Origin of the sequence: Paenibacillus sp. FSL R7-0302 (genome assembly GCF_038006885.1) — a bacterium.
Classification (GTDB): domain Bacteria; phylum Bacillota; class Bacilli; order Paenibacillales; family Paenibacillaceae; genus Paenibacillus_AQ.
The window spans coordinates 1,232,046-1,248,286 of sequence record NZ_JBBOWB010000001.1 but is presented as its reverse complement, the minus strand read 5'-3'; the positions used below and the strand labels follow the sequence as shown (position 1 = coordinate 1,248,286).

Genomic DNA, 16,241 nt, shown 5'->3' with positions numbered 1-16,241 from the left:
GTAATTTCTAATCTGGCTGAACCCTTAATTCCTGATAAATCCTGATAACCCTTTCATTATATAGGCATCTGTCAGGAAAGACGAATCCGCAGGCTATATTCCAGAGGAGTGATGAGTGTTACGATGACTTTCTGGCAGCCTTCGGGATAGCTCATCCCCCGGATATCGGCCAGGTGATGCTCATTACAGCCCTGCTCAAGCTCCATCCAGTCCTCCCCTGTGCTATAGCGGAGTGTCCCGGCGGTCCAGAAGGAAGCCTCGCTCATCCCCGGCACCGGTGTCAGCGCGGAGCCTTCAAGTCTGCCCTCGCTGCCGAAGAGCAGGACGATCTGGGTCAGCACATCTGCCGGAGACGCCGCTGAGAAATGCAAATCCCAGCCTGCTTCCCACTCGCTTACCTTCACGTAGACACTGCTCGTCTGGTTATGGGTAAGCGGCCGCTCACCATGAGGCAGCAGATACCACGGGCTGGTAGGCAGGCCGGTCCGGGATGGCAGCTTGTCCGCAGGAATCGTGCCGTAATACCCCTTTCCGGCTACAGACTCCAGAAGATAGCCGTCTGAAATCTCCGTCAGTGTATCCATCGTAATCAGTCCCGGCTCGAAGCTAGAAGCCAGCTGAACTCCCAGCAGCCTTGCCCGCCCATGCCGCAGCGAGAACAGCGAGGAAGCCTCGGTCATCACGCTTACACTGGTATTCCCGCTGCGCACCCGGGCTACCGGAGCGCCGAATTCCGTATGCTGCTTGCTGTGGCGGACAGGCCCGCCGTAGCCGCCCTGCCCGATCAGGCCGATCAGCTCCTGACGACTCCACGTGCCATTGATTACCTTACGGTAGCTGTCCGGCAGTTCTCCCGGCGTGACTGAACCCGCATGCATCTGCGGATAGAGCAGGAATCCCAGCATAATCTGATTAGGCAGCGAACCCGGATGCATAACCGAGCGGCCTGCCAGCTCCGCGAGAGCCGCGAATTCCGGGTCGCGGTCATGCTCTGCCATCAGCTGATAGCACAGATAATAGTCAGCCAGCGAATAGACGCTGCCGAAATCCTGCCGCCCCGAATAATCAGTGACCACCTCACCGTCCGGGTGAACCAGATATTTCATCATCCGCAGATTCTGGCGGACCGGCTCCAGCAGCTCAGGACGGTTCAGATCCCGCGCGGCGTAATAGAGCATAATGTCACTGACCGTATTATAGATTCCGTTACTCCGCTCCGTCCATTCGCCGTCCGGCGTAATGTCCATCCCCTCCTGAAGCCATTCTCCGGCTCTTGCCTGCAGCTCCTCCAGGGCAAAGATCCGGTATAAAGACCCCAGCGCGGCAGTCAGCACCCAGCGGTGATTGGGGGTATGCACACCCCCGGTCAGCATTGCCGGAATCGTACGCTCCAGGAAGACTCTAATCTGATCCGTCACCGACTTCAGCGGCGGCCAGCTCTGCCGCTCCAGCAGCGTGAGGATATTGGCTAATCCGACCACCACGAACGCCGTATCCGGCGGTGAATGATAATTCGTCCAGCCCGGCGAGATCGTGCCGTCCTCATGCTGGAAGCGCAGCATGAATGCCATCCCCTCATGCAGCTGCTCCAGCAGCTCCAGATCCCGATAATACCGGGACTGCAGATTCACCAGGGCTGCCGCCCATGCCGCCAGATACTGGGCCGTGCCGGTATGATTCGGCCAGGCTACACCGCTCAGCGGATCACGCACGCCCCCGAAGTACCGGCTCTCCCGCTCAGTTATTTGCTGCTCCATGGATTCCTCTGTCCATTTGTCATTAATGTCCGTAATCTTCTTGAACATCTGTCTGCTCACCCCTTCACCGCCCCGGTCATTACCCCCGAGACGAAGTATCTTTGCAGCCATGGATAGACGAGCAGAATAGGCACTGTGGCGAACATTACAGTAGCCGCCTTCAGACTCTCCGGCACAACCGTGCTGACCGCGTTCCCCTCCATTCTCATCAGATCGGATACCTGACTGTTCTGGATCATATGATAGAGCTTAAGCTGGAGCGGATACAGCTCCGGCTTCGTGATATACATCAGCGTGTCCTGGAATCCGTTCCATCTGCCGACGGCATAGAACAGGCTTAAGGTAGCAAGCACGGGCGTGGATAACGGCAGAATGATACGGATCAGCGTCCCGAATTGGCTGCTGCCGTCGATCTCAGCGGATTCCTTGAGCGCATCAGGAATACCAGCCAGAAAAGAAATCAGGATAATCATATAGAAGGGGCTGATCAGCCCGGGCAGCACCAGCGCCCAGATCGTATTCAGCAAATGCAGCTCCCGTGTCAGAATATATTCTGGAATAATACCGCCGCTGAAGAACATGGTGACGACAATGAGGAACATGAAGATTTTACGGCCTTTCAGATCCTTCTTCGACAGGGCATAGCCCGCTGCAACCGTCATCATCATGCACAGCGCTGTGAACAGCACCGTCAGGAATATGGTGAAGACCAGTGAGCGGATCATAGCGGCATCACTGAACACTTTTTTATACGCCTCAATATTGAAATCCATAGGGAACAGAGTGACTCTGCCCGAAGCGATCGGGACCGTTCCGCTGAAGGATACCGCGAGGATATGCACGAATGGAATCAGACATGCCAGCACCGATAAGGTTAAGCAGATCACAATCCATGTATCAAACGCCTTGTTAGCTGCTCTTTCATTCATAATGTACACTCCCGATCCAAAGGTTGATTATAGGATGCTCTCGTCTGTAAGCTTCTTGGAGATATAGTTCGCCGCCAGCAGGAACAGAAGTCCGACCACCGCCTGGAACAATCCAACCACCGTAGCCAGCGTATACTGCCCCGATTCCAGACCGATCCGGTAGACAAAGGTACTCAGCACATCCGAGTATTCCATAACCGCAAGGTTACCGATCACAAACGGCCGCTCGAAGCCAATCGAGATCATGTTGCCCAGATTAATGATCAGCAGCGTAACAATCGTCGGCTTGATCCCCGGAATCGTAATATGCAGAATGCGCTTGATTCTTCCGGCCCCATCGACCTCCGCCGCTTCGAACAGCTCTTTATTGATGCCCGCGAGTGCCGCCAGATAGAGAATCGTCCCCCAGCCAGCGCTCTGCCAGACACCGGTCAGCAGGTACGTGATCAGCCAATAATTTTTGTCCGAGAGAAAAGGAATGGCATCCAGTCCCAGGCTCGTTAACAGGTTGTTAATCATCCCCGACTGCTGGCCGAAGAGCTGGTACACAATCCCGCCGATGATTACCCAGGAAATAAAATGCGGAATATACAGAATCGTCTGCGACAGCTTCTTGAACCAGACCACCTTCAGCTCAAATAGCATAATGGCAATAATCAAGGGGGCGGGAAAAGAAACGATCAGATCAAGAAAGTTCAGCATCAACGTGTTGCGTAAGGTTATATAAAAGTCCTGATTCGCAAATACCTCGCGGAATCCGTCAAGACCAATCCATTCACTGCCACCAATGCCTTTGAAGAAGTTGAAGTCCTTGAACGCAATCTGCACACCATACATTGGACCGTATTTGAAAATAATAAAGAACAGCATGGGTAAGACCAGCAATGCGTACATCTGCCAATTTCTGCGGAAATAACGGGTGTATCCCACAACGATTCCTCCTCCACTGTGCCCCTAAGGCTGTAAGGGGAAGCAGCCAAGACCGGCAGCCCTGCCGCTCCCCCTCCCTCACGGACCTCGAATTCAATTATTTCTGCTCGCTGTAGGCAGCCTTGCGTTCATCCAGAATGGCCTGTCCGCCGCTCGACATGTAGTCCTTCAGCATACTCTCATAGGTAACTTCAAATTCGCTAGGGGAGACCATTGTAGATTTCACCATCAGCTGCTTGATTTTATCGCTAAGTGTCGTGCCGTATTTGCTTTCTGCCTCAATCGGACGGCTGGTGAACACCGGCTCAATCGGGTTAGTGGTGGAAATATTCAGTGATTTCGCAATGATATCCTGATACTGGGTGCGGAAGCTCTTCACGAAGGCTTCATTATTCTTCTCCTGGCTCTCAAAAATCCGTCCGTTCGCAATAATCCCGATATCCCCGCCGCCAGACAGCTTGTTCGAGGATTCGACAGACAGATCCGGAATGGAGACCGGCACGCCGTCTTCCAGCTTATAATGCTCGCCTTCAATCCCGTTCTGGATATATTGCAGATGACCATCTGCAGACATCCAGTCCAGATACTTCATAGCTTCCACCGCATGCTTGCTGGACTTCGGAATCATGATATACATCCCGTTCGGAGCAGATACCGGCTTGGCCGTCTTCCCCTCGCTGTTCGTGAACGGATCAATGGCGCTCAGCACAGCCTTCGGGTTATTCTTCGTTAGAACGTCATAAGTACCGTCAGGGTAGAAGATCGCATCGTTATCATCGCTGAATGCGCCCACAAGCCCGTTCCCGATATTCTGTGTAAGGGTCTCTTTATTCTCATCCAGGGCAAAATCCTTGCTGATCAGCCCTTCGTTATACAGCTTGTTCATATATTGAATGGCATCCTTGAATCCGGGCAGCAGAATCGGGTAGTCCCGGGAGCTCAGGTTCTGTGTAAGCTCGAAGCGCTCCTGCTCGCTGACCGGCTTAATGAAGGACCAGACCAGCGAATCATACTGCGCCGCAGCAATCGTCATGCCCAGCGGAATCACCTTGCCGCCGGTTTCACCCGGATCTTTGGTTTTGAACGCGGTCAGTGTATTATATAGCTCCTCTGAGGTAGCCGGAACGGGAAGCCCCAGCTTATCCAGCCAATCCTGACGGATGAAGGAAGCATATTTACCTATCGTAGAGCGTTTGGCGGGAATGCTATACTGGACGCCATCGTATTGACCGTAGCGTAGAGTATCCTCGCCAAGGAACTTGGTCAGGTTCTGTCCGTGTTCTTGCAGCAGCGGAGTCAGATCCGTCAGCCCGCCCTGCTCGGCATATTTGTTGAAGGTCCCGGAATCATAGGTGAAGACGATATCAGGAACATCGGTTCCGCTGGCCATCAGGACATTAAGCTTGGTCACTTCTTCCGAGCGGGGGATAGGCACGAATTCCACATTAATATTGTTAGCCTTGCCGAAATTCTCTTTCACATAATTGGTGAGGAAATTATCGGATGCCGTAACACCGGCTGGCGCATTGCCACGGTCAAAAATTTCGATCTTCAAGCTGCCGGCTGGTGCTGCACCGTTGCCGCTTGCTCCACTGGAATCTTTAGACGAGCATGCAGACAATACTATGGATGACATAAGAACCGCTGAGAGACCGAGAGCCAACTTTCTTTTACCGTTATCATTTGTCATATTTCCTGTCACCTATCCCTTTCGATTTCTGATTTCAATCAGCCTGTTGTCTCTGTATAATGCTTACGGCCTGACCATGTGATGAATTATTACATCGTTTGCGGAATTCGACAATATACATGTTTCCTATTGAATTTTCATGAAAAAACCAATGAAATTGCAGCTTTTTTCATTCTGGATATACAATTATCGCAGGAATGCTTCACGAAAATTGTATCCATAAACCTAAACACCTAACTCATATATAACTAATTATGTTATGTATTTACTCCCCATTGCACCAAACCTCCCACAATAATCAAAAAAAGCGCAAACCCGGAATCAGCTGAAGCCGGATTTACGCAGTGCTTATTCATCTTTATGGAGCTTCAATTTGCGGTAATCCCCCGGGGTCATGCCCGTAATACGCTTGAAGACCCGTCCGAAGGTAATGGAATTAGCATATCCAATCTGCAGGGCAATATCCTGTATGCTCTCTGAAGTCGTCTCCAGCAGTTCCTTGGCCTTCATCAGCCGCAGCTCCGCGAGAAAGTCCACGAACTTCATATTGAATTCTTCCTTGAACAGGTAGCTGGCGTATTTCGCAGAGATCTGGAACCGTTCGCTCAGATGATTCAAGGACAGATCAGGATTAGCATAATGCTCTTCTATATAATGCTTAACCTCGGTAATCATCACCCGGTGGCTCTTCAGCTCATTGACAGACACATAGACATGGTAGGTTTCATTCAGCCAGCCGGTCAGCAGCTCCCGGATCTCTTCAAGATCGGTGCTGCCCCGGATGCGTTCCCGCAGACCGCCGCTCCATGCTGCCGCGAGCTGACGGTCCAGCGTCTCCGCTATGCCCTTAAGCTCCTGCTCCAGCGCCTGGAGCAGCACTTCCAGCAGCATATAGATCTCTTCGTCCTTCAGGCGGTCCTTGCGGAAGGAATCGAAGATTTCGTCCAGCCGGATTCGCCAGTTCTCGCCCGACAGGCGGAATTCACGGACAAGCTGGGTGAAGCTACCGAAGTATTTATAGCTCTGTAGCCCGGAATCGACCGGCTGATCCATTTGAACTGCCGCAATATCTGTTCCCAGGGCCAGCCTGTGACTGAGCACCTCAGCTGCTGCCGCGTAAGAATCCCGGATCTCCCGCCAGTCCCGGACGACCGTGCCCACTCCGAAGGTCAGGGATACCCGCAGATTATCCATAATCCAGCGGTGGCAGTCTCTTGCCAGCTCCAGCATCGTATCGCTGTCATCCTTCACCGGCCGGAACCGGAGGCCAATGATCATCCCTAGCCGCTCCCCGCTGATCCACTCGGCCCAGGCCTGAAGCTGCTTATCTGCCATCAGGTCCCCCAGCACATTGGTTAAGGCGAATTTCAGCAGATTCTGATCCTGAGCAGGCAGCGCATGCCAGTCCTTCTCCCGGTTCAGCCCGGCTGCGAATACAACGAACGCTTCGAACTCCCTGGTGCCCTCGAAGGGGTCCAGCGTCTCCAGCCGCTCTGCCGCATCCTCCAGCCTTTGCCCGCTGAGGAAATCCAGGAATAGCTCCCGGCGCTGAATAACTAGATTCTCATAACGTTCCCGCTCATAGTCAGTAGTGATCTGCACCAGCCGGTCCAGCGCGTTATGCATAAGAGCCAGCTCATCGGAAGCTACGGCAAGCGCGGCATTCTGGGCCGCAGGCTGGAGTCCTTGAATCCGCACCATCAGTTGATGGATGGGCCGGTAATTCCGCCTGGTGATGTAGATGATGTACACTACGCCCAGCGCAATCGTCAGCAGCCCGAGAATGAACCAGACGTAGGAAATCACCGAGATCCAGTCGAATAAGCGCCCGGCCCGGAGTCCGCTCTCGAAGGTCCAGCCCAGATTCTTCGCCTCGACCTTCGAGAGCGTTCTATTCTTCCCGCCGTCTGCGGCAGGAGCGGAATCATAGATCGCCGTCCCTGAGACATCCTTGATCCGCAGGAAGGACAGTTCTCCACTAGTCAAGCTGTCCACCAAACGTTCTATGCGGTACACACTCACATTAATAACAATATAGCCATCGGAGCCCCAAGGAATCGGCAGCCTGCTGGCCAGGCTGATCACCGGCCGTAAATCCTGAGAGTTCCTGGGTTGAACCATCCGTACAGCGCTCCACCCCTGCTGCTGCTTATTCGCGGAGAGCTGCTGCAAATATTCCGCCTCCAGCCCCTGGCCCTGTCCCGGATTCACGTATCCGCTCTGGCCCAGCATCAGCTTGTCCTTGTTACGGTAGACATAGATCGAATCAATCAGGCTGAAGCGTTCAGATAGCCGGTTCATGCTCTGCACAATTTCATACGAGCTGCCAGCCGGTGAGTCTGTGCCGGAGGGCGCATCCAGGAAGTCATTATAAGAATAGTTATTTCCGATCTCCTGCAGCACCCCCAGCTCTATATCATTCAAGGTCCGCTCCACCGTATCCGCCACATAGCTGGTAGATATGTAGTTGGCCTTCTCCGTCTCGCTGCGGGACAGCTCCGTAATGACCATGAAGGCCAGGAAGATTAGAACAGTGACTACAAGCAGGAAGACAGGGAAGTATGAGAATAGCATCCGACTATACCAACTGCGCTTCATAGAGCTTCCCCCTTCTTCTTATTCAGACTGCTGCTTTTTATGTGAAATGGACTTGACTCTGTACAGCAGCAATGCGCCGAGCGCGGCGCTGACCGTACAGGAGAAATACATCAGTCCCGGGCCTCCGCTATCCAGCAGATACCCGTTCAGCAGATTCCCGGCAATGCCTCCAAGACCCACAAACACCATATTGAACAGGCTTTGTCCTGTGGCTTGCAGCTCTTTGCCCGTAATGGAGGCCACATATTCCACAGCCGCAATGTAAAAGAAACCAAAAGACATGCCGTGCAGCGTCTGGACACCTATCATAACACCGGGAACAGGAATGAGCCATTGGATCGCCCAGCGGAGCATGTAGACGATGGAGGCCAGCATGAGTGTTTTCTCATAGCCGTACTTCTTCAGAACGCTTGCGGCCACGAGCATTGCCGGAACACTGGTAATTGAAGCAATCATCAGGGCGATGCCTGACCACGCGAAGCTCCCGCCCGCCATCTGGAAGGTCAGGACAAAGAAAGAGTTGAAGGCCGTAAGCGTCTGGTTCACCAGAAAACAACCGGCGAGAAACAACAGAAAGACCCGGTTACCCAGCAGCTGCCTGATTCCGCTGGTGAAGGTTACATGCTGCGTCCGCCGCTCCACATTCACCGGGATGGTCATCACGAGCATAAGAGCAAGCAGGTTGAAGAGCAGGAAGGGAATCCACAGCTCGGTGACCCCCAGCCAGTTCAGATACAATCCGCCGAAGTACCCTCCCAGCGCCGTGCCGATACTGCCGAACAGCCGGATGGTCCCGAACGAGGTGCCTGCGGCTGAAGCTGCATTCACTGCATAAGCGTCGGCAACCGGCGTCTGGGTACTCTGAAAAATCGTATACAAGCTGTATACCAGCACAATGACGACAAGCCATTTTACATTGTAGAGATAGACTATGGTGCCGGGAACAATCAGGGTAAGCATCAGTACCAGTCTTGTTCGTTGATAGCGGTCCACCAGAATTCCCCATAACGGCTGAAACAGAATCGCCAGCAAGGTGCCGAAGGCCATCATCACTCCAATCCTCTGGCTCGTCATGCCCTGATGAACCAGAAGGGAGGTGACATACGGGTTGAAGCTGCCCCCGGCCAGACCTGTGAACAGATACAGCCCGCGCATCTTCAGCAGGACCTCACTCTCTTTGCTGCCTACAGAGAATCTCATTATACTTGTTCCGCGTCTCATATTCATACCCTCAGTTCTGCCCGGTTCCTGCGTTCAGCCTGCTTCGGGCCGCCGCCGCAGCACCTATCGCTCCCGCCTGATTGCCAAGCACCGCCTGCCGGATCAATAAAGATTGCTCAGGAGTATACCGGCTGACCCGCGCTGCAACCTCCTGCACATAGCCCGGGTTCTTCTCCACAACGCCGCCGCCCAGAATGACCAGCTCCAGATCCAGCGTAATCGCAATATTCTTGACCGCCGCCGCCATCTGTTCATACGCATGATCCAGCAGCGCAAGTGCTGTCTCATCCTGCCGCTGCGCCGCTGCAAATACATGCTCCGCCCGGACCGCATCGCCCTGCGCCAGCTCCCGGATCAATGAACTGCTGTTATTCCCGTGCAGCCTGGCCGCCGCCTTCGCCCCGATTCCCGTGCCGGATACCTCCATCTCAAACGGGCCGAACTCACTGTACTCCGGATCGGCAGCAGCATGAACCGCTCCCGGCTCAACGATGAGATAGCCGATCTCACCCGCAGCGAAGCTGGCACCCCGGTAGAGCTGGCCGTTCAGGAACAAGGCGCTGCCCACCCCAGTCCCGACCGTGATCATAATGAAATGCTCAGACCCCGCAGCAGAGCCCGCTGCATACTCGCCCATAGCCGCCATATTCACATCGTTATCCAGCACCACCAGTCCGGGATAATAAGCCGCAATGACCGGACGGATATCCATAGTTGCAGGCCAATTGAGCGCCGGTGCGCTGGTCAGGGTGCCGGTGCGCTCATTCATGACTCCCGGGAACCCGATGCCCACTCCCTGCAAGGAGGAGAGCGCAGTGCCGTTACGCTTGCAGAGCTGCTCCAGTTCAGCGAATAACCAGCGGAAGAATACCTCCGGCTCCCGGCTCAGCTGCGTCTCCACCTTGTACTGTTCAAGCACCGTTCCTTCTTCATCTGTGAGGCATAGCAGTGTCTTGGTGCCGCCCACATCAATTCCGGCAGTTAACATATTCATCTAGGATTCCCCCGTCATTCTATAAAATATATGCTTACGCTCCTATGCCCGCATCTCACGAAAAGCCAATTGGACTGCGGTCTGGACCGCTCCAAGCACCACATCCTTGTCCCCGTGGCTGGAGGCAGCCAGCCGGGGCTTCCGGTGCAGCCCGCCCAGCCTGGCTTCCAGCCTTTCCAGCAGGATCTCTCCATGACTGCCCAGTTCGCCTCCAAGCACCACAGTCGCTGGAGCCATCACTGTACAAATGCTGCCCACCGCCTCTGCGAGCAGATTGCAGTAGGCCTCGACTATAGTCAGTGCAAGGGGCTCGCCTCTGCGCACTGCATCCCATATCTGCGCTGCCGTTCCTCCAGGTGTGGACAGCAAATGCGCTGTATCAGCTGTGCCTGTGTATTCTTTTGCCATCCGATGGGCCAGTTGCCTTAATCCGTCTGTAGACAGTACGTCCTCCAGCCTGCCTGCGCTCAGCATCAGATTGGCTAGTTCGCCCGCCCCGCCGCCAAGCCCCCGGTAGATCTCCCCGTGGATAATGAGGCCGCCCCCGGTTCCTGCACCGATGGAGAAGTATAGGAGAGAGCCGCTTGCCTCCATCCCCAAAGAGGTATACTCCGCCAGAGATGCGAGGTTGACATCATTCTCTGTCACAATGGGCACGGGGAACAGCCGGGCCAGATTAGCCCTTGCTAGCACCCCTTCACACCCGCGCAGCGGGGCAACCAGGTCAGACACGCTGCCATCTGCCGGGTCCACCACGCCTGGAATCCCGAAGGCCGCGGCCCGCAGCTTCTCCCGGGAGATCCCGGAATCCGCAAGCAGTCCCTCTATGCTCTGAACCAGGAAGTCTTGACACACCGCCTCTGTCAGCCCGCCCTCCGGCATAGACAGCTGCTTGTAATAGCAGATCTCTCCGCCCATATCCGCAAGTGCTATCCGCAGACTGCTTCCCCCGACCTCGGCCCCTAGGGTATAGAAGCATTTCGGGTTGAATTCCACTAGTGTTGCCTTGCGGCCCTGGGTGTTCTCCGCTCTGCCGGTCTCTCTGACCAGTCCGCGTTCTATAAGATGAGCAATGGCCGAGGATACCGTAGGCTTGCTTAAGCCGGTATACCGGCTAAGATCCGCTCTGGATTGGGGCCCGCCGCCAATAATCCGGTCCAGAATCAGAAATTCATTCAGATTGCGCATGACCTTGGGGGTCCCGGCCGTTTGAATTCTCACGATTCATACTCCGTTCTATATATAGTTAATTAAGTTTACTAACTTAATGTATAGTCTAATATACAGTCTTTCGGGCGATTTATCCAGCCCCTAATAAAACAGTAGTCCACAGATCAGCTCTGCGGATTCTTGGAATATTCGATTTTGCGACGAGCTTGGGGGAACTGATGTGTACGAGCCTGATGGCACGGACTTAGAATCCGCTATTTTGCCGAAATTGTTACTTATTCGCTTGTTCGCGGACAGAGATTCCGCTATCCGCCCTAGAAGTCACCCAAACAGCCTGTTTGAGCAGCAATAGCGGATTGTCAGTCCGCCAAAAGTCACTATGGCGCTGTAAATCCACAATAGCGGAATCTCAGTCCGCAGCCACTTTGAAAACTTGGCCATAGCAGTTTAGCCGATGCCCTTGACCACACACTTTCTATTACCTATGCACACTTGACCATCCGCAGCATTCGCTCGGCCCTTTTCCCGGTCAGGTCAGGTCCGCCCCTCCCTCCCCAGCAGCAAGAACCCACAGATCAGCTCTGCGGATTCTTGGAATATTCGATTTTGCGACGAGCTTGGGGGAACTGATGTGTACGAGCCTGATGGCACGGACTTAGAATCCGCTATTTTGCCGAAATTGTTACTTATTCGCTTGTTCGCGGACAGAGATTCCGCTATCCGCCCTAGAAGTCACCCAAACAGCCTGTTTGAGCAGCAATAGCGGATTGTCAGTCCGCCAAAAGTCACTATGGCGCTGTAAATCCACAATAGCGGAATCTCAGTCCGCCCCCCACCACTAACCGCAAAAGTCCGCAGATCCTCCTGCGGACCGGGAATGCGTGCCAGGCTAATTCAGCATTTTCTCCATATGCAGCACTTTGTGGAAGCCGGCCTGCGAGGAGAACAAGCGGGTATTCTGCACCTTGAAGGTCCGGAAGCCCACCCGCTCATACAGCTTCTTCGCCAGCGGGTTGGTATCGACAACCTCCAGCAGCACCTTACTGCGGTCCGCCTCCCGGGACCACGCGAAGACGGCCTCCAGCAGCCGGGTTCCGATGCCAAGTCCTCTCGCTTCCGCAGACACTACAAGCGGATCGATATGCACTGCATTTGTGGGGGTATTACCATGGAGCAGGCGGAAGATGCCATAGGCTGCATAACGCCAAGCGCCGCCGAGCAGCCCGAAGGTCTGTCTGAGCGAACGGTAACTCAGCGTCATGAAGAAGCCATCTCCTGTCTCCAGACCGGCAAAGCCTACGACCCTTCCCTCATACACCGCGTACAGGGCCTTGTCATAACGCAGACAGCGGCTCAGGACCTCCACAATATTCTGCTCTTTACGGGAGAAGATCCATATTCCACTGAATTTCAAGGTAAAAGCCTGATAGAATAGCCTGGCGACCTCAAGTTTCTGTTCTTCATCCAAGTGATCTGCGATCTCTACTTGTAGTATAGACATACAGGTTCCTCCTTATTGTTCCACTCCAGATTCTATCTGCCTTGGTGAACGAGTGCTCTTCACGGTTACCTGCCGTTCCCTTGCCCTGTTCTGCCGAAGCCTTGGAGGACTGTATGAACCAGCAGCTGCGGAGCGTCATTCTTCGCCAGATTCCCCTTCTGGATCTCCTGCCAGGCAACGAACAACAGATTATACATGACCGTGATGATCCAGTGGGCGGGCATTCCGGTATTCAGCAGACCGCGCGCCTGCCAGCCCTCCACCGCTTCCCGCAGCGGCTGCTTAATCCGTGCTTCCTCAGCTACAATATGCGGGTTCTCGTCCACTGAGGCTGCAGAGCTGAGAAAAGACACCTTGCCGCCCAAAGGAATCAGCACCTCGAACACTTCCGTCAGGAATGAGAGCATATCGTGCTCCTCTGCGGTAACGCCCCCAAGCGCTTCTTCCACCAGCCCGATCGCATTCAGCGCCAGCGCATCCAGCAGCAGCTCCCGGGTAGAGAAATAACGGTGCAGCGTCGCAATGCCGATCCCTGCGTGATTCGCGATCTCCTGCAGCGTAGCCGTCGGCTTCATCGCCAGCAGCTCCGTGGCTGCATCTAGGATAGCCTTACGTTTGTTATCTTTGACACTGGTTTTCATAAATATAGGCCTGCCTCTGCTGTAGGGTGAGTGATATTTCAGTTAACATAATGATACTTTAATTATTATAATGATATGTTTATATATCATTTAAGTTTATTTTATACCGGCAGGTGGGTGGTGTCAAATTGTTTAAGGAACATCAAAAAACCCCCTCAAGAAAGCTGAACGCTTCTGTAAGGGGGTTGCTTTTTCCTCCACGGGGGAGGTTTGTTATCTATGGATTATCTTCTTTCATTCACACCGAGCTGTTCCTTCAATGCATCCTGCAGAATCCGTGAGTAATTCACATTATTTTTCGCGGCGAGGTCATCCAGCCATTTGGGAATAGTTAGTGTTTTTTTCACGGAACGCTCTGATATGGAACTTCGGTAGGGTGGCATGAACACTTCGATTAGAGCAGCAATTTTCCCTGTTCCTGCTGTGAGTGTATTGAGTACATCAATACCAGAGGGAGCAGGAATCAAGTCTCCGTCTTCCTCCATCCCAAATAGGTGCAGCGCGAGACAATCTTTGGCCATATAGAACGCTTCGTCTATATTCTGACCGCAGGTAATTGCACCAGGAAGATCAGGGAATTCTACAGTAATTCCATCTTCGTCTTGTTCAAAGGTCGCAAAATAGCGGTAAAATTTCAATTTATCCTTCATTTGTATAGTCTCCTTTCGATGGAACTATTGAAGTCCTGCCTGCTTGAGGATACTTATGATGGTTTTCTTCGGCAGATCTTTGTTGGGATGAGGCTAGGACAATACGTATTACAGCACGTGTCAATGGATGAGTATAACCCTTAATCATACTTAAAAAACCCCTTAAAAAGCTCTATTAAGCTTCTTAAGAGGTTGGATTGTCATCACTCAGATTATCTTACCCCGCACTCCATCCGCAGCACATGGAACGACTTCGGCTCCAGTGTATAGACCATCCGGCTTGCGGTCTCAATCGGCACACGCTTAGGCGCGATATTGCACGGTGCCTCAATCGAGTTCACTTCCGCCTCCTGTCCCTGCATGACATACGCCTCCCCGCGTCCGGTCAAGCTCAGCGCAGTCTCCAGCTCCACCTGAACCTTGCGGTCTAGCGTGTTCACCAGCTTCACGTAAAGGACTTGCTGCTCCTCATCATAAGAGACAGTGTAAGGAATCTCCTCCTGATCATGTACGGTCTGCTGCACCTTCGTTCCCATCAGCGTGCTGTACATTTGCTGCACATAATAGCTTGGTGTACCGTAGCTGCTCTCCCCGTCGAACCAGATCATATCCGGCGACCACTGGGCATAACCGAGTCTGGCGAACAATGGAGCATAGGAGGCCAGCACGACGATGTCGGCATTGCGCTCAAGCCCCGTCAGGAATGCAGCCTCTGCCAGTGCAGCGCCCCAGCTGTTGAAGTGCGGCATATTCATCCCGTTGCCATAATGGCCTGCGTACTCCCCGGCGAATACCTTGATATCCCGTGGATACTCATCATAGAAATGCGCGTTCTCGCACAGCCATTCCGGCTTCACATAATAATGCTCATCGACTGCATAGACGAAATTCGGGTTACCCGCAGCCCGCTTACGGTAATATGCCCACGCCCGGGTGTAGTTGTCTGAGCTTATATCCGGCCCCGCAGAGCCAATTAGCTGCACAGAAGGATACTTGGCATGAATTGCCTCCTCGAACAGGTCGTATCTGGTGAAAAAGTCCGCGTGCTCCGTCTCCCACTGCTCATTGCCAATCCCGATCATTTCCAGACCAAATGGTTCCGGGTGACCCATCTCACTCCGCAGGCGGCCCCACGGTGAATCCACCGGTCCGTTGGCGAATTCCAGCAGGTCCAGCGCATCCTGAATATACTCCTGGAAATCTTCATCGTGTACACCCACATGCTCAGTAGACTGGAACTGGCAGGCCAGCCCCACATTCAGCACCGGAATCGGCCGCGCCCCCAGGTATTCACACAGCAGAAAATACTCATAGAACCCAATCCCCAGGCTCTGATTATAGTGGCTGTACTCACTCGTGTACTGATTCTCTTCATTATTCCCGTGCAGCGCCCAGCGGCTGCTGTTATTCTTGCGCTGCTCGGCGGCACCCACACTCCGCTTCCATTGGTAGCGGTTCTCCAGGTTATAGCCCTCAACAATGCATCCTCCCGGGAACCGCAAGAAGCCTGGCTTCATTTCCTCCAGAAGTTCAACCAGATCCCGGCGGAACAGACCCAGCACGGCATCGGAGGGAATCATGGAGATGAAGTCGAAGCAGACCGTGCCCGGCGCATCCAGCCGGATGACGAAATCTCCATACGACACAGTTTCATTACTGCTAAGCTGCGCTGTATAGCGTGTCCACTCTTTCCCTACTGCTGCCGCGATGACAGCCTGCGCTATAACCGCGCTATTTTTCTCAACGCAAACCTCAATTCCCCCTGCATACCCCTCCGCTCTGGCATAGAAGGATACCTCATACGTAAGCCCCGGCTTCAGGGACACACCATCATAGGCCTTATTGGTAAAAGCGTTCTGCGTCTCCCCGGCGGTAAACGCCAGGTAATGGGGATTGACCTCATTCTGCGGATGCTCCGTCTGAATCTGAAGCTTAGCCCCGCTGGCCTCAGCCGGATATGCTGTCCAGCCATAGAGCCCGTCGTAGCTCTCGCTGTAGCTCCCCCTGTCGCCCTGCGCCTTAACGAACTCGAAGGAACGGTTCTCAATCATCTCGGCATGAAGTCCGCCGTCCAGACCATAGTTGATATCCTCGAAGAACAGCCCGATCATCCCTTTTGAGATCGATACTCCGGGTTTATCTGTAATTTTTATTTTCATT

The 16,241-nt window shown here is 53.6% G+C and carries 12 protein-coding genes and 1 pseudogene; all 13 read right to left on the bottom strand.

Annotation, left to right across the window (positions count from 1 at the left end; translation table 11 throughout):
• Positions 1-71: 71 nt before the first annotated feature.
• Positions 72-1,868: a hypothetical protein gene (locus MKY96_RS05435; RefSeq protein WP_340939019.1), complete on the bottom strand. Its 1,797-nt coding sequence runs from the start codon at positions 1,866-1,868 to the stop codon at positions 72-74.
• A complete protein-coding gene (locus MKY96_RS05430) occupies positions 1,814-2,686 on the bottom strand; it encodes a carbohydrate ABC transporter permease (protein WP_340939018.1) in 873 nt (290 codons plus the stop codon). The genes MKY96_RS05435 and MKY96_RS05430 overlap by 55 nt, the downstream gene beginning before the upstream one ends.
• Positions 2,687-2,713: 27 nt before the next feature.
• Positions 2,714-3,580: an ABC transporter permease gene (locus MKY96_RS05425; RefSeq protein ID WP_209877623.1), complete on the bottom strand. Its 867-nt coding sequence runs from the start codon at positions 3,578-3,580 to the stop codon at positions 2,714-2,716.
• Positions 3,581-3,713: 133 nt separating this feature from the next.
• Complete coding sequence (locus MKY96_RS05420; protein ID WP_340939016.1) at positions 3,714-5,252, bottom strand: extracellular solute-binding protein; 1,539 nt, start codon at positions 5,250-5,252, stop codon at positions 3,714-3,716.
• A gap of 402 nt (positions 5,253-5,654) precedes the next feature.
• The gene (locus MKY96_RS05415; RefSeq protein ID WP_340939015.1) at positions 5,655-7,904 is read right to left on the bottom strand and encodes an AraC family transcriptional regulator; all 2,250 of its coding nucleotides are present in this window, start codon (positions 7,902-7,904) and stop codon (positions 5,655-5,657) included.
• 18 nt (positions 7,905-7,922) lie between these two features.
• Positions 7,923-9,131 carry an MFS transporter gene (locus MKY96_RS05410; protein ID WP_340939014.1) on the bottom strand — a complete coding sequence of 403 codons (1,209 nt, stop codon included), beginning with the start codon at positions 9,129-9,131 and terminating at the stop codon, positions 7,923-7,925.
• Between the two features lie 4 nt (positions 9,132-9,135).
• Positions 9,136-10,119, bottom strand: a complete 984-nt coding sequence (locus tag MKY96_RS05405; protein ID WP_340939013.1) for an ROK family protein — start codon at positions 10,117-10,119, stop codon at positions 9,136-9,138.
• A 42-nt stretch (positions 10,120-10,161) separates the two neighbouring features.
• Positions 10,162-11,340: an ROK family transcriptional regulator gene (locus MKY96_RS05400; protein ID WP_340939012.1), complete on the bottom strand. Its 1,179-nt coding sequence runs from the start codon at positions 11,338-11,340 to the stop codon at positions 10,162-10,164.
• A gap of 838 nt (positions 11,341-12,178) precedes the next feature.
• A complete protein-coding gene (locus MKY96_RS05395) occupies positions 12,179-12,790 on the bottom strand; it encodes a GNAT family N-acetyltransferase (RefSeq protein ID WP_340939011.1) in 612 nt (203 codons plus the stop codon).
• A gap of 65 nt (positions 12,791-12,855) precedes the next feature.
• Positions 12,856-13,431, bottom strand: coding sequence for a TetR/AcrR family transcriptional regulator (locus tag MKY96_RS05390; RefSeq protein ID WP_340939009.1), 576 nt, complete (start codon positions 13,429-13,431; stop codon positions 12,856-12,858).
• A 224-nt stretch (positions 13,432-13,655) separates the two neighbouring features.
• Positions 13,656-14,081 carry a type II toxin-antitoxin system HicB family antitoxin gene (locus MKY96_RS05385; protein WP_340939007.1) on the bottom strand — a complete coding sequence of 142 codons (426 nt, stop codon included), beginning with the start codon at positions 14,079-14,081 and terminating at the stop codon, positions 13,656-13,658.
• 24 nt (positions 14,082-14,105) lie between these two features.
• Positions 14,106-14,171, bottom strand: a pseudogene (locus MKY96_RS33875) (type II toxin-antitoxin system HicA family toxin); the annotation flags it as partial.
• Between the two features lie 122 nt (positions 14,172-14,293).
• The gene (locus tag MKY96_RS05380; protein WP_340939006.1) at positions 14,294-16,240 is read right to left on the bottom strand and encodes an alpha-L-arabinofuranosidase C-terminal domain-containing protein; all 1,947 of its coding nucleotides are present in this window, start codon (positions 16,238-16,240) and stop codon (positions 14,294-14,296) included.
• Between the last annotated feature and the right edge of the window lies 1 nt (position 16,241).